The organism is Mesorhizobium sp. P2_E9 (genome assembly GCF_056403815.1).
Window position 1 is genome coordinate 30,011 of record NZ_JBFUET010000011.1, and the last position, 16,490, is coordinate 46,500.

The 16,490-nt window shown below is 64.6% G+C and carries 16 protein-coding genes; 1 reads left to right on the plus strand and 15 read right to left on the minus strand.

The window, feature by feature from the left end; translation table 11 throughout:
• Positions 1-40: 40 nt before the first annotated feature.
• A complete protein-coding gene (locus tag AC1D05_RS20465) occupies positions 41-1,654 on the minus strand; it encodes an extracellular solute-binding protein (protein WP_477443416.1) in 1,614 nt (537 codons plus the stop codon).
• 357 nt (positions 1,655-2,011) lie between these two features.
• On the opposite strand from AC1D05_RS20465, the gene AC1D05_RS20470 reads away from it, so the two are divergent.
• On the plus strand, positions 2,012-3,040 hold the full coding sequence (locus AC1D05_RS20470) for a LacI family DNA-binding transcriptional regulator (RefSeq protein ID WP_477443418.1): 1,029 nt from the start codon (positions 2,012-2,014) through the stop codon (positions 3,038-3,040).
• Positions 3,041-3,089: 49 nt separating this feature from the next.
• Here AC1D05_RS20470 and AC1D05_RS20475 read toward each other — a convergent pair whose 3' ends face one another.
• The 14 genes from AC1D05_RS20475 to AC1D05_RS20540 form a co-directional block, all read right to left on the minus strand.
• Complete coding sequence (locus AC1D05_RS20475) at positions 3,090-4,109, minus strand: aliphatic sulfonate ABC transporter substrate-binding protein (protein WP_477443420.1); 1,020 nt, start codon at positions 4,107-4,109, stop codon at positions 3,090-3,092.
• Positions 4,110-4,145: 36 nt separating this feature from the next.
• The gene (locus AC1D05_RS20480; protein WP_477443422.1) at positions 4,146-5,051 is read right to left on the minus strand and encodes an ABC transporter permease; all 906 of its coding nucleotides are present in this window, start codon (positions 5,049-5,051) and stop codon (positions 4,146-4,148) included.
• Positions 5,052-5,063: 12 nt separating this feature from the next.
• The gene (locus tag AC1D05_RS20485; protein WP_477443424.1) at positions 5,064-5,900 is read right to left on the minus strand and encodes an ABC transporter ATP-binding protein; all 837 of its coding nucleotides are present in this window, start codon (positions 5,898-5,900) and stop codon (positions 5,064-5,066) included.
• Positions 5,901-5,917: 17 nt separating this feature from the next.
• Complete coding sequence (locus AC1D05_RS20490; protein ID WP_477443426.1) at positions 5,918-6,244, minus strand: 4Fe-4S binding protein; 327 nt, start codon at positions 6,242-6,244, stop codon at positions 5,918-5,920.
• The gene (locus AC1D05_RS20495; protein WP_477443428.1) at positions 6,241-7,863 is read right to left on the minus strand and encodes an FAD-binding protein; all 1,623 of its coding nucleotides are present in this window, start codon (positions 7,861-7,863) and stop codon (positions 6,241-6,243) included. The genes AC1D05_RS20490 and AC1D05_RS20495 overlap by 4 nt, the downstream gene beginning before the upstream one ends.
• Positions 7,864-7,902: 39 nt before the next feature.
• Complete coding sequence (locus AC1D05_RS20500) at positions 7,903-8,499, minus strand: thioredoxin family protein (protein ID WP_477443430.1); 597 nt, start codon at positions 8,497-8,499, stop codon at positions 7,903-7,905.
• 283 nt (positions 8,500-8,782) lie between these two features.
• The gene (locus AC1D05_RS20505; RefSeq protein WP_477443432.1) at positions 8,783-9,256 is read right to left on the minus strand and encodes an aconitase X swivel domain-containing protein; all 474 of its coding nucleotides are present in this window, start codon (positions 9,254-9,256) and stop codon (positions 8,783-8,785) included.
• Positions 9,253-10,503: an aconitase X gene (locus AC1D05_RS20510; protein WP_477443433.1), complete on the minus strand. Its 1,251-nt coding sequence runs from the start codon at positions 10,501-10,503 to the stop codon at positions 9,253-9,255. Before AC1D05_RS20510 ends, AC1D05_RS20505 begins: the two co-directional genes overlap by 4 nt.
• A gap of 64 nt (positions 10,504-10,567) precedes the next feature.
• On the minus strand, positions 10,568-11,635 hold the full coding sequence (locus tag AC1D05_RS20515) for an ABC transporter ATP-binding protein (protein ID WP_477443435.1): 1,068 nt from the start codon (positions 11,633-11,635) through the stop codon (positions 10,568-10,570).
• Positions 11,635-12,423 (minus strand): ABC transporter permease, encoded by a 789-nt coding sequence (locus tag AC1D05_RS20520; RefSeq protein ID WP_477443437.1) that lies wholly within the window; start codon positions 12,421-12,423, stop codon positions 11,635-11,637. The genes AC1D05_RS20515 and AC1D05_RS20520 overlap by 1 nt, the downstream gene beginning before the upstream one ends.
• Positions 12,423-13,292 carry an ABC transporter permease gene (locus AC1D05_RS20525; protein ID WP_477443439.1) on the minus strand — a complete coding sequence of 290 codons (870 nt, stop codon included), beginning with the start codon at positions 13,290-13,292 and terminating at the stop codon, positions 12,423-12,425. Before AC1D05_RS20525 ends, AC1D05_RS20520 begins: the two co-directional genes overlap by 1 nt.
• 66 nt (positions 13,293-13,358) lie before the next feature.
• Positions 13,359-14,420: an ABC transporter substrate-binding protein gene (locus AC1D05_RS20530; protein WP_477443441.1), complete on the minus strand. Its 1,062-nt coding sequence runs from the start codon at positions 14,418-14,420 to the stop codon at positions 13,359-13,361.
• 39 nt (positions 14,421-14,459) lie between these two features.
• Positions 14,460-15,443, minus strand: a complete 984-nt coding sequence (locus AC1D05_RS20535; RefSeq protein WP_477443443.1) for a PfkB family carbohydrate kinase — start codon at positions 15,441-15,443, stop codon at positions 14,460-14,462.
• Complete coding sequence (locus AC1D05_RS20540) at positions 15,440-16,489, minus strand: ADP-ribosylglycohydrolase family protein (RefSeq protein WP_477443445.1); 1,050 nt, start codon at positions 16,487-16,489, stop codon at positions 15,440-15,442. Before AC1D05_RS20540 ends, AC1D05_RS20535 begins: the two co-directional genes overlap by 4 nt.
• Position 16,490 lies beyond the last annotated feature (1 nt).

A 16,490-nucleotide genomic window follows, 5' to 3' on the forward strand; every position in this document is an offset into this window, starting at 1 on the left:
CTTTCGCCCCTCCCCTCCGGCTCTGATCCAGGGAGACGGATCAGCTGATCGGATCGAGAACGGTCGGCCAGGCCTCCTTGTTGGTTCTGATGGCTTCGAGCAATTTGTCCTCACCGATGCGCCGGGCGATCTTCTTCCACTCGGTCTCGGTGTCGGCCATCGCTTGCTCCGATGTCTTGGCCTTGGTCAGTGAAGCCATGAGGTTTTCGTCGAGCGCATTGTGGAAGGCGGTGGCGCCGGGATAGTTGATGGTCGGCACCGTGCGGGCGACCGTCTCGCGCACCACGTCCATGTGGTAGGCGTGATAGGTCTGGCGCACCAGCGGATCGGAGAAATCCGAAAGCCGGAACGGATCGAGATAGCCGCCGGGGTTGGCGCTCATCCAGGCATAGATGCGGGCCGAGCCCAGCCATTGCAGCAGGAGATAGGCGACCTCCTGGTTCTTGGACTGCGACGAGACCATGCCGGTCAGCGAGAACCACAGCACCGATCGGCTGATCAGCTTGCCGTCGATCTCGCGGCCGGGCGGCAGCATCGAGCCGATCTTGCCGGTGACGGCCGAATCCTTGTTGCCGGCATTGTCGAGGAATTTCGGCAGGTTGGAGAAGGCGCAGGTCATCGCCGCACCGCCCTTGGCGAAATTGCCATACTGCTCCGGCCAGCCCCACGAGATCGCATCCGGCGAGTGGTGAGCAAGCGAGCCGACATATTCGTTGGTGGCGGCGATGCCGTGTTCGGAATTGATCAGCGGCTTGCCGTCGTCGCCGAACAGGAACTGGTTGGGCGAGGCCATCGAGACATAGCGCTGGTACCAATTGGTGTAGCCCCAGCCCTGGTTGCGCAGGTCGGTCGAGCCGAACAGGCCCTTGTCCGGGCGCTGGAAGAAGGCGGCGATATCGCCGTGCTGTTTCCAGGTTTTCGGCGGCGCCAGATCGTAGCCGTATTTGTCCTTGAAGGCCTTCTGTTCGGCTGCGTCGCCGAACAGGTCGGTGCGGTAGACCCAGGTCTGGAAGTCGCCGTCAAGCGACACGCCATAGTTCGAGCCGCGATATTTGTTGAGCAGCGACACGCCCTTGGCGCCGTCGACATAGCCGGTCTTGGGATCGTCCCATTCAGGCTTGTACTGCGCAACGAAGTCGTCGAGCTTGGCGATGCCGCCGGTTTCGGCGAGGTCGCCGAGGCGGTTCCATTCGGTCGAATAGATGTCGTAGGCCCCACCCTTGGTGGAGATGTCCTGCATCGTCTTGGTGAATTCCTGGCCGTTCGGCAGGCCGACGATTTCGATCGGAATGCCGGTCTCTTTTTCCCACAATTCCTTGATCGACGGCGCGCCGGCCGGGAAAGGCTGCGTCAGCTGGCCGATCGAGCCATCCGACAGGCCGAGGACGATCTTCGCCGGCGCCTTGCCGGCTCCCTTCAGCGCCTTGGCCGCCTCGATGGCGCGGCCTTCCGGCGTATCGGCGCCATATTGATAGCGCTCGGCGCCCTCGAAGCCGGTCGGGCCGCCGATCATGCCCGGCGCCAGTGCGTCGGCGGCGAAGGCACGGCCGGGGCGAATGAATTGCGGTGCGATACCTGTGGCGGCTACGAACACTGCCGCCTTTCCTCCGGACGCCAGCAACCGGCGTCGCGATATGCGGATCAGATCAGACATTGGGTTTCCTCCCTCAGGGCTCACGTTTCCTCCACGAGCCCATGAGGGATATTGACGGCAGGATCGGAAGGCTGTCAACATCATAAATAATCAAAACACCTCACAACATCGCAATGGGGCGAGGAAATGCGTCATACCGGGGTCCATATACCGCTCCAGATGCCTCGATTTGATGGGAAATGTATCTTCCCGTCCCGAAATAGCCGTGCCAGCCGAGCTGATTTAGCCGGACGGCTTGCGCTTCGGCCAAGGCCGGATACATCATTTCCCATCAGAATCGCCGATGGCGAGGAGTCGTGGCCATCAGGCCGGCTGCCGGCATTGCGTGATCCTGATGCGTTGAGGAGATGAAAGACGGTGCGTTCCACCCTGACTGACATAGCCCGGGAAGCCGGCGTTTCCGCCGCCACCGTCGACCGCGTGCTCAACAACCGGCCCGGCGTGCGGGCGCGCACCCGCGAAATCGTGCTCGAAATGGCGCAGCGCCTCGGCTACATCGCCGAAAGCCCGAACGGGGTGCCGCCGCGCGCTTTGCACGGCGAGGTCATCCGGCTCGACTTCGCGCTGCCGGCCGGCACCAATTCCTTCATCAAGATGCTGCATCGGCACATCGAGGCGCAGGCTTTGGCGCGGCCGGATCTCGACGTCCACATCGCCACCATAGAAGGCTTCAATCCCGACCGGCTCGCCCGCCTGCTGCAGGATTTGCGCGGACAGACGCAAGGCGTCGGCGTCATCGCGCTCGACCATCCGACGGTGCGCGAGGCGATCCGCTCGCTGTCGGCCAACGACATCAAGGTGGTGACCATCGCCTCCGACATCCTGCATGTGCCGAGGGTCGCCTATATCGGCATCGACAACCGCGCCGCCGGGCGGCTGGCCGGCTATCTGCTCAACCGTTTCATGGGGTCGGAACGCCCCGGCAAGGTGGCGCTGTTCGCCGGCTCGCTGTCCTATCGCGGCCATGAGGAGCGCGAGATGGGATTCCGACACATATTGACCGAGGAATCGCCCAATCTGGAGATTGTCGAAATGCGCGAAATGCTCGACGACCGCGAGAAGGCCTATTCGGAGGCATCAGCGCTTCTGGACCGCCACCCCGACCTTGCCGCGATCTACAATGTCGGCGCCGGCAACACCGGCATCGCACGCGCGCTCAAGGAGCGCGGCCGCGCGCAATCCATGGTCTTCCTCGGCCATGAGGTGACGGACGGTACCAAGGACCTGCTGCTCGACGGCACGCTCGACGCGGTCATCGACCAGAACCCGCGCGTCGAGGCGCGTGAGGCGCTCAACACCTTGACCCATGCGGTCCGGGGATTGCCCTATGAACTGCACCAGCCGAGACTGCAGGTGATCTTCAAGGAAAACATCCCGGAGATTTGATCCGGCAGAACGGGGCAGCGCTGCGAAGCGCCCGCTCGATATTTCCGGCCTACTGGACGGCAGCGACTTCCGCTGCGGCGCCGTCGACAAAGCTCTTGTCGACCCATTTGCCGTAGTCGATCGAGCCCTTCAGCAGCCCGGCACCGGCCATGAATTTTTCCTCGCCCTGCAAGGCGGCGATCGCGTCGTCGGTGAGTTTCGGATCCTGGTGGAACACGCCATCGGCATATGTCTTGCGCACGGATTTTTCCGACGATTTGGTCGCCTCGACAAAGGTCTTGATCGTGTCCTCGGGATGCGCGTCGGCCCAGCGCGAAATCTCGATATCGACCTTTAGCAGCCGCTTGACCAGCTCGGGATATTTCGCCGCAAAGGCGCCATTGACCGAGATGACGTTGGGCACGTTCCATTCCGGATGGGTGCCGGTGTCGAACAGCACGCGCGCCTCGCCGGTATCGACCAGCTTGGCTGCCGTCGAGTCGGTCTCGACGATGGCGTCGATGTCACCGCGCAACAGCGCCGGTCCCGACGCCTCGAACGGCAGGTTCAGTCCCTCCACATCATTCGTCGTCAGGCCGACGCTGTTCAGCGCCTTGCTGAAATTCGAATGCCGCACCGTGCCGGTGAGATAGGCAACCTTCTTGCCCTTGAGGTCCTGCAGCGTCTTCAGCGGCGAGTCGGTCTTGACGACGATGTAGGAGCCGCCAGCCTTCACATAGCTCGACAGGCCGATCAGCTTGACGTCGGCGCCGGACGCCGCAACGCGCAGCGCCGGGTTGTTGCCGGTGTAGGTGAACTCGATGGCGCCGGTGGCCAGCGCTGTCGTCGCCTCCGAGCCGCCATTGAAGGTCACCAGTTCGACCTTGATGCCGTCCTTGGAGAATTCCTTTTCCCACCAGCCATCCTTCTGGGCAAGGATGAATTTGAGATGCCCGGGCGCGGTGCTGCCGATGCGGATGACATCGGGCATGTCCTGCGCGAAGGCAGGCATGCCGCCGAGGCCGATGACGACGGCTATGGCGCCCTTCAGGAGCAGTCGGCGAAGTCCATCGAATGCGATGCTGGTCATGTGAAAAATCCTTCCTGATTGGAATGAATGGGTGGCTTAAATGAGCGAAGACTCGGACTGGCCCTTCCAGGCGGTTGCCCAGCGTTCGAACCAGACGAGCAGGTAGTTGACCGTCAGCCCGATGACGGTGAGCGTCAGGATGCCGGCATACATGTCGGCTGTTTCCATCATCAGCTGCGAGTTCTGGATGAGGAAACCGAGGCCGGATTTGGCCGCCAGCATCTCGGCGCCGATCACCGCGAACAGCGAGGATTTCACCGCCAGCCGCGCGCCGGCGACGATCGAGGGAATGCTGGCCGGCAGGATGACTTTGCGGAACAGATCGAAGTCCGACGTACCCATCGAGCGGGCTGCCTTGATCAGCAGCGGATCGACCGACTTGACGCCGCTGATCGTGTTGACGAGGAGAAAGAACACCGAGGAGTAGAAGGTGATCGCCACCTTCGATTCCTCGCCAATGCCGAGCAGCAGGATGAACACCGGCAGCAGCGCGAATTGCGAGGTGTTGCGCAGCGTCTGCACAAGCAGGTCCGAAACCTTCTCGAACAGCGCATAGCGGCCCATCAGCAGGCCCAGTGGAATGGCCACCACCACGCCGAGCGCGAAACCGATCGCCGCGCGCTGCAGGCTGATGCCGATATGCTCGATCAGCACGCCCGAGGCGAGCAGGTTCCACCACGCCACCATCACCTCGCTCAGCGGCGGAAAGAAGATGCGATTGAGCCAGCCGAGACGCGGCGCGATCTCCCACAGCAGGAAGAACAGGCCGAGCAGTGGCAGGCCATAGAGGAAGGTGCCGGCATGCGCCCGTCTCTTCCGGAACTTCGTGCCCGCGGCAACACTGCGCGCCTTGATCGCGGGGACTTTCGCCGGAACCGCGGCCTCGCCGGCAACACTGCGAAAGCCGATGGCGGGGCCAAGCTTTTCGGTCAGGTAGGCCATGGCTCTAGCTCCTCAATGGCTGAAGGCTGGCGACAGCGTCCAGTCCTTCTGCGCCTTGTTGACCTCGTCACGCAGCACGTCCCAGACGCGGGCGCGATAATCGTTGAAAGCGGTGCTGGCGCGAATGTCGCCGTCGCGCGGCCGTGGCAGATCGATATCGATGATCTCCTTCACCGCGCCCGGCCGCGCCGTCATCACCACCACGCGGTCGGCGAGGAAGATCGCCTCGTCGATCGAGTGGGTGACGAAAATGACCGTCGTCTTGATCTTGCCCCAGATCCGCAAAAGCTCGCCTTGCAGCAGTTCGCGCGTCTGCTGGTCGAGCGCCGCGAAAGGCTCGTCCATCAACAGCACTTCCGGATTGCTGGCCAGCGCCCGCGCGATCGCCACGCGCTGCTGCATGCCCCCGGATAGCTGGTTGGGAAAACGGTCCTCGAAGCCGGCAAGGCCAAACAGGGACAGCAGATGCCGGGCGGTGGCCGTGCGTTCGGCCTTGGCGACGCCGCGAACCTCCAGCGCATATTCGATGTTGGCCAGCGCCGTGCGCCAAGGAAACAGCGCATATTGCTGGAAGACATAGCCGGTCTTCGGATCGGGCTTGGTGATGCGCCTGCCGTCGAGCTGGACATCGCCGCCGGTCGCCGGCGTCAGCCCGCCAATGATATCGAGCAGCACCGACTTGCCCGAGCCGCTCGGACCGACCAGCGTGATGAACTCGCCCTTGCGGATGGAGAGATCGACGCCCTCGAGCACGGTGACGCGGTCGGTCGCCTCGCCGTCGACGGTGACGAACTGCCCCGGCTTGAGCTGGAAGGTCTTCTTGATGTCGCTGACGACGATGCGGTCCATTTCTGTCTCCGATCGGTTCACTGCGCCACGCGGATGCGGTGCGTCGGGTCGAATTCCGAGCCCCCAGTCTTGCCGCGCTTCCAGCCGAGCGCGCGAGCATAGGAGCCGAACAGAAGCCGCTCCTCGACTTCCGCCTCGCTGATGCCGGTTGGTCCGTCCGCCACCTCGGCCACGTAAAGCGCGTCGGTCGGGCAGTAGATCTCGCAGAGGAAGCAGGTCTGGCAGTCGTCCTGCCGGGCGATGATTGGCGCGCCGTTCTCGGTCGCGTCGAAGACATTGGTCGGGCACACCTTGACGCAGATGTCGCACTCGACGCAGCGCGTGGCCGAGACGATCTCGATCATGACGCCAGCTCCGCCAGCCGTTCAGGCGCGCCGGCGATACGGAATCGGTCGACACCGGTGATCACCAGCCGATGCGCCAGGGCGTTCTTGCCCGGCAGGTCGCTTCGGCGATGCATGCCACGACTCTCGGTGCGATGCAGGGCGGCCGCTACCGACCAGCGCCCGACAGCGGCGATCGATGCCGCCTCGCGTGTGCGCACCCGGTCCAGCCCCTCGCCCTGCAGATGATCGCGCACATCGCGCCAGACGCTCTCCAGCCGCTCTCGGCTTTTCTCCAGGCCGGCGCCTGTGCGAAAGAAATTTCCGTTGAGCGGCGTCACCTCATTGCGTACCGCTTCGATGACTTCGCTTGCGGCGACGTCGGCGCGAGGCGTTGCCGCCGGGCGCAATCCGGCCTGACCGAGCGGCCGCGAAGCACTGCGGAATGCCTTGCCGGTCCGTCGCTTGGCATGGGTCGAGGCGCCCTTGCCGGCCCACCAGCCGCTGGCCAGCGCCCAGGACGAATTGACAGCGCCGCCACCCGACACCGCACCGGTCATAATCTCGCGGCTGGCCGCGTCGCCGGCTACATAGAGACCGGGCACGCCGGTGGCGCAGTCGTCGGAGACGATGTCGATGCCGCCGGTGCCACGCACCGTGCCCTCGGCGCGCAGCGTGATGCGGAACAGCTCGGTGAACGGATCGATGCCGGCGCGGTCGTAGGGCACGAAGCAGTTCGGCTGGCCCTGGCGCAGCCAACCCTGCAGCGCCGGTTCGGCCTGGTCAAGCCGCGCATAGACCGGACCGTCGATCAGCGCCCGCGCCACCTCTTCCTCGCGGTCGCCAATGCCGTTGCGCAATGGTTCGCCGGTCGGCCCGAGGATCGGTGAACCATCCTCGCGATGGAACGAGGCCCAGCGAAACGGCAGCCCCTTGTTCAACGAGGAACCATAGGGCGCCAGCGTGTACTTGCCGGTGAATTCCATGCCCGACAGGCTGGCGCCGGCTTCCGCCGCCATCAGATAGCCGTCGCCGGTCAGGCCGGTACCGCCGAGGATGCGCTCGCGGAAGGCGCAGCCACCGGTCGCCAGCACCACGGCATTGGCATCGACGCGCCAGTCATGGCCCGCCTGCCTGGCAACGCCGGAAGCGCCGACGATGGCATCGCCATCCGACAGCAGTTCCAGTGCCGGATGATGGTCGAGCACGGTGACGCCGGCCATCAACACACGACGGCGCATGAAACGCATATAGTCGGGACCGCGCAGATTGGCGATGTACAGCCGGCCATCCTCCTCGCTCGGGAAGGGATAGCCCCATTCGGAAAGCCTGAGCAGATTGTGGTAGGCGGTGTCGACGCAGCGCAGCATCCAGCGCTGGTCGGCGAGTTCGCCGGTGCGCTGCCAGCGGCGTTCGACCACGGCATGCCTGTTGTCGCCCGGCGGCACGCACCAAGTGCCGGTGTTGGACGGTGCCGTGGCGCCGCTGGTGCCGAGGTAACCCTTGTCGGCCAGCACCACCTTGGCACCGCTTTCAGCCGCCGCGACCGCCGCCCAGGCAGCCGAAGGCCCACCGCCGAGCACCAGCACATCGGCCTGCAGGTGCAGACTGTCGGAAGCGGATCGTTGTGGCTGGGGCATGGCTACTCGGCGATCAGGTCTAGACAGGCTGGAGCCGCTTCAGGCGGCGCGGGCCGCACCCGCGAACCAAACCGGCTCGTTGCCGGCGCTCCATTTGATGTTGCAGCCGATCGACGGCACCTGATCGGCGGCCGGCCTGCCGCCCTCTAGCACCGTATCGACCGCAGCGCGCAGATCGGCACCCGTCACCGGTCTGCCGTTGCCGGGCCGCGCATCGTCGAACTGACCGTGATAGGCGAGCCGGCGATCGGCGCCGAACAGGAAGAAGTCGGGCGTGCAGGCCGCGCCATAGGCTTTCGCCGTCTGCTGCGACGCATCCTTGAGATAGGGAAAGGAATAACCGAATTTCTCCGCCTCCTCGCCAATGCGTGCGAGCGTCTCCTCCGGATGCGCCTCATGGTCGTTGGCGTTGATCGCCACCACCTGCAGCCCCTTGGCCGCATAATCCCTGGCGAAGGCGGCAAGCTGCTCGCGGATCAGCACGACGAACGGGCAGTGGTTTGAGATGAAGGCGACCAGCAAGGCCGGCCTGGCATCGAAGTCGGCCAGCCGGTGCAGCACGCCCTGTGCGTCGGGCAGCAGGAAGTCCGCTGCTTTGGTGCCAAGATCGATCGGGTTGGATTCTGTTTTCGGCATCCCTGCGCTCCCTTTTTCCACCGATTTCACGGACCATACCACAGGCGCTTAGGGCGCCTTCAGTTAGTCTATGAATTTAGTAGAATTATAGGCTGGAGAACGCGTTTACGGTCAACCGCGGGGACTAGAATATCGTGCCAATGTTCCAGGCCGGACCGGCACGTTTGTGCGGCAAGCAGTCGATCCGGAGAAATCAGCCGCGGACCGTGACTTGGCGAGGGCAGCGGGTTCCGCGGTCAATGGGCGTTGTTCCTGCCCAGCGAACCGCCCGCTTAGCCGACGGCTACTGGCGGCGTTGCTCCGGGAGATTGATGGCTGGCTGAACGCTGACGATTGCCCGACCATCATCGGCTGAGCTGATTGCGATCCGGTCGCCGGAAACAATCCCCGCAATGTCGCAGACCACCAGCGGCATGTGGATGGCGTAGAGAAACTCGGCGACGATGGCGCCCACCGCCAGGATCGGGTCCGGACGCTGCAAGACAATGCCGGCCGGCGCCGTGCCCCGGCGGATCGCTTCGGCCAGCACCGACGATGAGGACGACGATCCCCGCCCGCTCGGCATGACCAGAATCTTGCCGGCGACATTCTGGCCGAGCCCCGGATGCGAATGGTCAATAATCTCACCAGTCTCGGCATCGACACCGCCCCAGAAGCTGAGCGGCTGCGAGAACACCAGAGCCAGGCCATCGGCCTCACCGGCAAGTTGGAAAGTGCCCGGCCGTTCGACGGCTCCTGCTGCAACCGGCTGCGTCATGAGGCGCTCCGCACGACATGCCCGACCGCCGCGGAGCGGATGCAGTCCTTTATGTCGGCGAAGGCGACGGTCACGCCGATATTGCCCGGCGCGTAATGTGCCCACTTGCCGGAATTGGTCATGACAACGCCCTCGAGCCGCTCGAGGATGGAGGTGACATAGGTGCAGGTGTCGGCGACAGGGATCAGGCCGAAAGCCTCCATGCCGGCCAGCGCGCCCTCCTCCTGCAGCCGCGTCAGCGTCGCGCGACCGGTGTTGACGTAGATCGGGATGCCCCTGCCCGGCGCAACGTCGCGCAGCATTGGCAACAGGCGCATCCACTCCTCATGCGAAAAATGCGGCGTGCCCAGTGAGACCGCCGAGAGCAGCGCGCCGTCAGGCACCATCGACAGCCTGGCAAGCGCATGATCGAGATCGGCACGGGTGATGCGGATCGTCTCTTCCGGCGCGTGGCCTTGAAAAGCCTCATCGAGCGTCCTAGCCTCCGGCGTGATGCCGACCGCATGGAACAGCGCCACGGCACCCGTCGTCGCGGCCGCCGCGCCCAGCGCCTTCAGCTGATCCTCATCGCGCGGCTGCTGCAGGCCTGCAATGACCGGAATGCGGTCGCCACTGGCTTGCCCGATGATCAGACCGACACCGACGAACAGGCTGTCGCTTGGTTCGGCCTCGGCGATATCCAGTTCAAACAGGATGCGGCCACGCCGGTTTTCGCTGAGATGCAGGCCCCAGGCAGGCGCGCGCCCGGTCATGGCGCGGCACAAATCGATGAAATCGCCATAGCGGTTGGTGCGCGCGCCGATCACCGAATTGGCAAAGACGATGGCGTTGGATTCACCCCAGGCGATCTGCTGGCCGAACTCCGGCCGAAACCGCGTCTGATACGGCGCGCAAGTAAACGTCGCCTGGCAGCCTAGCTCCATATGCGCCTTCATCAGCCGCCGCGCCGGCACCTCGTCCGCCGCCGGCATCTTCACCATGCCGGGATGGATGAGGTCGAACGAGCCGACATTCAGCGTCGTCGGCACCTGCACGCGGCCGCCGCCCTCGACCAGCCGTTCGACGAAATCGAGCCCGGCCTTGCCATGGTAGAGGCAGCCATCGATATGGGCACCTGATATGTCGAGCAGACCGCCTGCGCCGATGGCGTTGGAGAAAGCGACGAGGATTTTCATCGCCGCGGCCGCGGATGGGCCTTGCTCGCCGTCGAGCATGGATCGGTCCTGTGCGGTCAGCTCAAGCGTCATCGGTGTGTTCCAGGCCTTACTCGACCTGATGGCGGGACAGCGCCCCAGCTGTCAATGCCATCAATCAACCCGCCGCGATCAACACCGTACTTTCCGGCGACCAGCGCAGCACCACATCCTGCCCTTCCGTCAGCCTGTCGGCCCCGGTGTTCTGCACGATGACCTTCAGCGTCTGGCCGGCGCGCTCGACAAAATACGTGCTGTTGTTGCCGGCGAAGATGCGCTTGGAAACCTGGCCCTTGAGCATGTTGGCATTGGCAGCATCCGGAACCCCGGCGTCGGTGGCGATGCGGATGCGTTCGGGCCGCACGGCACAGCTGGCCTTGGCACCAGCGGCAAGCGTCGGACCGGCGCCGGCCGCAATCGCCGTGCCGTCCGGCAGGCGGATGCCGTTGCCTGTCGAGTCGCCGCGAAAAATGTTGGCGTCGCCGAGGAAAGTCGCGGCAAACTCGCTTTTCGGCCGGTCGTAGATTTCCTCCGGCGGCCCTTCCTGCACCAACCGGCCGTCGCGCAAAATGCCGATGCGGTCGCTCATCGTCAGCGCCTCTTCCTGGTCGTGGGTGACGAAGATGGTGGTGATGCCGATCTCGCGCTGGATACGCTTGAGCTCGATCTGCATATCGACGCGCAGCGCCTTGTCGAGCGCGCCGAGCGGCTCGTCGAGCAACAGCACGCGCGGCTTGGTGACGATGGCGCGCGCCAGCGCGACGCGCTGACGCTGGCCGCCGGAGAGCTGGTGCGGACGCCGACCGCCGAGCTTGCCCAATTGCACGAGGTCGAGCGCGCGCTGCACTTCGGTGGCAATCACCGCCTTGGCTTCGCCGCGCACCGACAGGCCGAAGGCGACATTGTCGGCGACGCTCATATTGGGGAACAGCGCATAATTCTGGAACACCATGCCGATGCGCCGCTTCTCGACCGGCACCCGCTCGACACTTTCACCGCCTATGGAAATACGACCGGAGTCGGGAAAGTCGAAGCCGGCGATCTGACGCAGCAGCGTGGTCTTGCCGCTGCCGGATGGCCCAAGCAGCGCATAGAAGCCGCCATCGGCGAAATCGATGGAGACATTGTCCAGCGCCTTGTGCGCGCCAAAGCTGCGGGAGACATCAGATACCTGCACGCCGGCCATTATTTCTCTCCGCCGAATTTGAAGAACCGCGCCGTGAGCAGCATCAGCGCCATCGACACGACAATGATGATGGTCGAGACCGCATTGATCTCGGGCGTAAAGCCCTTGCGGATCGCGGCGTAGATTTCGACCGGCAGTGTCGTCTGGCCAGGCGTCGCCAGGAAATAGGAGACGACGAACTGGTCGAACGAGACGGCAAAGGCAAACAACCCGCCGGCAATGACGCCGGGCATGATCCAGGGCAGCGTGACGCGGTTCGTCACTTGCCACTGGTTGGCGCCGAGCGAGCGCGCCGCCTCTTCCAGCTCCGGCGTGAAAGTCTGCAGCCGCGCCGAGACGACGACGATGACATAGGGCAGCGCCAGCGCGACATGGCCGAGCAGGATGGCGAACAGGCCGCGCCCGATGCCGACGCCGAAGAAGAAGATCAGCATCGCCGTGCCGGTGATCAGCCACGGAATGGCGATCGGCGGAAACAGCAGCGCCTGCAGCACTTTCTTGCCGCGGAATTCATAGCGATAAAGCGCCAGCGACGCCGCCGAGCCCAGCACCACGCTGATGAGCGTGGTGATGACAGCAATTTCCAGGCTGTTCCAGGTCGCGGCAATCAGCTGGTCGTTCTGCCACAGCGACGCGTACCATTCCGTCGTCCATTCGAATGGCAATTGATAGAAGGGCGAGACGTTGAACGACATCAGCGCCATGATGATGATCGGCAGATAAAGGAAGGCGAGCAGCAGTCCGATATAGAGGCGGCCAAGTCCTTCGAGGATGCGCGTCGTCACCATCACGCAGCCCTCCGCAGCACTGGCGAGGCAATCGCCAGGATGACCAGCACCACGGCCAGCAGGATGAAGGAGAGCGCGGCACCCAGCGGCCAGTTGAACACCGCGACGAACTGGTCCTCGATGACGGTGCCGTAGAAGGTGCCGGTGCGGCCACCGAGGATGCGCGGCTCCATGAAGGAACCGACGACGGGAACGAAGATCAGCGCCGCCCCCGCCACCAGGCCGGGCATCGACAGCGGGATGATCACCCGCTTCAGCACCTGCAACCGCGAGGCGCCGAGCGAACGGCCGGCCTCGATCAGCGAGTCGTCGATCGCTTGCAAGGTGAGATAACAGGTCAGCACCATATAGGGCACGTAGGAGTGCACCAGCCCGATGATGACGGCCGGATAGGAATACATGAGATCGATGTTGATCTTGAACGGCAGCACGGCGTTGAGCGCCGTGTCGAGGATGCCGCCCTCACGCAGCACCATTGCCCAGGAGAAGATGCGCACCAGCCCGTTCGACCAGAACGGCAGGATGACCAGCAGGAAGATCGCTTCGCGGCTGCGCCCTTTCAGCACCTTGGCAAGCACGTAGGCCGCCGGGTAGCCGATAACGATGCACCACAATGTCACTTCAAGGCCGAGGCGCAGCGAGGCGAGCAGCAGTGTCAGATAAAGACTCTGCGAGAAGAAGGCGGCGTAGTTGCCAAGGGTGAACGCCCACGGCTTTCCCGACAGCGGCAGCTCGGTCATGAAGGAGAAGAAGACCATGGCCGAGAGCGGCAGGAAGATCGCCACCGTCAGCCAGAGATAGGCCGGTGCCAGCAGCGGCAGCGCCGATCTCAACCCGCTGCGCGATGCGGTCGCGCTCTGTGCTGCCATGCCACCACCCTCCCCAGGATTGAAGGGCCAGCCGGCGCGAACCGCCGGCTGGTCCGGACGCGAACTTTACTTCACGTCGACCTTGAGCTGCTGCCAGAGCGCCAGATAGGCCTCGCGCTGGGCATCGGTGACCGGCGCCTGGAACTGGATGCGCTTGGCGACCTCGGGATCGCCCATCACCTTGCGGTTAAAGGAGTCTTCGGGCAGCGCTTCGACCGCTTTTGTGTTCGCCGAAACCGGGGCGCCCACCTTGGTGACCCATTCGACATAGAATTTCGGGTCGATCATCCAGTTGATGAAGGCCTGCGCGCCTTCGACATTTTTCGAACCTGCCGGAATGGAAAAGGCATCCAGCCAGGCGACGGCGCCTTCCCTTGGAATGACCAGCGAAACCGGCAGCTTGAAGTGGGTCTTGGCGCGGTCGGCCGAGCCGCTCCAGTAGGTGCCGATGTCGATCTGGTTGGAGGCGACCATCTGGTTCCAGTCGTTCTCCGAGCTCCAGAAGGTCTTGATCTGCGGCATCAGCGAAGTGAGCTTCGTCTTGACCGCATCCATATCCTTGATGTCGTTGATGTTCTGGCCGGTGGCGATGGCGCCGAACTGCACCGCCTCGACGGCGTCGTCGCGGATGACGACGCGGCCCTTATGCGCGGGATCCCACATTTCGGCGATCGACGTCGGCGGCTTGTCGAAGGACTTTTCGTTGATGGCGAGCGCCGTCAGGCCCCACACCCACGGCACGCCATAGACCTTGCCGTCATGGTCGAGCATCGGCGAGCCGGCCTTGTCCTTGCTGATGTCGGCATAGTTCGGCAGTTTCGAGGTATCGATCGGCTGGATCAGCTTTTCCGCCATCGCCTGGTCGTTGAAGGCGGCGTTGATCATGACGACGTCGTAGAGACCGGGATTGGTCCGGATCTTGGTCAGCATTTCCTGTTCGGAATTGAAGAAGTCGTTGACGACCTTGTTGCCGGTCGCCTTCTCGAAGGCTGCGATGGCCCAGGGTTCGTCGGCGCCGTAGCCTTTCCAGTTGAGCACATGCACTTCAGCGGCACTAGCGGCCAGCGTGAGCGCGGTGGTGAAGACGGCGGTCGCCGTCAAGAGAGCAGTCAGTCTTGGCATGCGCATGTTGGTTCCTCTCTTTGGTTTGCCCGCTTCCCGGGCTTGTCAGGCTGTCTGATGGGCCTTCTTTGTCTGGCCCGGCGCGCCGGTCGAAGGACCATTGGCCTGGCTCAGGAAAGTCTGGATTTCCGCATCGGTCGGCGCCGATGAACCGCCATGGCGGGTGACCGAAATGGCCGCTGCCGCATTGGCGTAGCCGGCCGCCTCGAAGGGTGGCACACCGCGCGCCAACGCACTGACGAAAGCGCCGATGTGGGTGTCGCCGGCGCCGTTGGTGTCGATGGCATCGACCTTGAACCCGGCGATGGTCTGCGCCGTGCCGTCGGCCAGCCTGACATGGCAGCCCTTGGCGGCGGAGCGGATGACGACACCGGCCGCCTGTGGGCAATGGTCGGCAAGCAGCCGCGCCGCGAGGGCCTCGACATCACCGGGGCCGGTGATCTCGGCGGCCTCCGTCGTATTGCAGCTCAGCCACGTGGTGCGGCCGAGCACCCGCGACAGGATGGCGCGCGGAATGTCTGCAATGACCGGCGTCGGGTCGAAGACAAAGGGAATGCTTTCCGGCAGCGCCTCGATCCAGTCGGTCAGCGCGTCGCGGCTGTGGGGATAGCTCAGCGTATAGCCTGAGGTGAACACCCAATCCCCCGGCGCCACTGAGACCGGCGCCATCATGTCGAGGCTGAGCACGCTTTCAGCACCGGGCCACGACACGAAAGTACGTTCGGCATCGCTTGAGATCATCGCCACGCAATTGCCGCTGTCCATCAGAGGCGATGGCGGCGTCAGCGTTTCGATGCCCTCGGCGGCGAAGGCGGCGCGCAGGAAATCGCCGTTCGGCCCGCTGCCGAGCTGGCCGCCGAACACCACTGTCATGCCGGTGCGGGTGGCCGCGACCATCATGTTGAAGCCGCCGCCGGCGACCTGGGCAAAGCTCGATGCCGTCTTCTCGGTGCCCGGCGCCGGCAAGGCGTCGATTCGGTAGACATAGTCGACCACCGCGCTGCCGATATGGACGAGGCACCCGCTCATGCCGCCGCGTCCTTGCCGGAACCGGTTTTTGGCGCAAGCCCTTTGGACGTCCGCGCCGCGACAAGGTCGGCGGCCAGCGCGCGGAGCTCGGCCATGTCGATCCCCCTGAGGCCGGCGACACGTTCGCTTGGCAACCGCGAAAACCCGGTGCAGGCGCCGGCCATGCCGGCCGCGATGGCGCCGATCGTGTCGGTGTCGCCGCCGAGATTGGCGCTGATGACAGCCGCTTGCCAGGGGTCGCCGCCGGCGACTTCCAGCACCGCGAAGGCCGCCGGAACCGATTCCTGGCTGGCGACGCCGGTGCCGACCAGATCGGTGATCAGCCCGATCGCGTCCCTCGTCACCTTGCCGCGCACCAGATCCCGTGCCCAGACGATACGCGCGGCGATGTCGCCGCCGGTCACCCAATGGCCAAGCGTCGCCCCTCGCCTCGCCGCGGCAATGGCACTGTCGGAGGCGGCGCGCCAGTCACCGCCGGCAACGCCGCGGCTGACGGCGGCCGCGACGGCCGCGGCAGACGCTACGGCGATCGAGGTGTTGTGCGTCGCCCGGCAAGTCTCTGCCACCTTGGCGACGAACGTGTCGAGCGGCTCCAGCGGCATCATGATGCCGACCGGCGCGATGCGCATGGCCGCGCCATTGGTGTCGCCGCTGCGCCCCGCCTCCTCCGCCGGCACGCCATTGTTGATGGCGTCGATGGCGCGCTTCGTCGAAGGACCCAGCAGATCGTAGCTGCCGCGCGCCTTGACCTCGCGCTCCCAGTCGAGCAGCGCGTTGACCCAGCGCGCATGGTCGAAGCGCTCGCCGGACTCAACCAGGATGCGGCCAAGCAGCAGCGCCTGTTCCGTATCATCGGTAATGGTGCCGGCCGCGAGCCCCTTCGATACCGGATGGTCGGCGAAGGGCGCGATGAAATCCTCGACATGGCCGTAGAGTTCGGCAATCCGGGTCGGCGACAAAAGCTGCGTCGGCATGCCGAGCGCATCTCCCAGCGCTCCGCCGATAAGCGCGCCCATGGCGCGATCAAGCGTGGTGTTGTCCGGCATC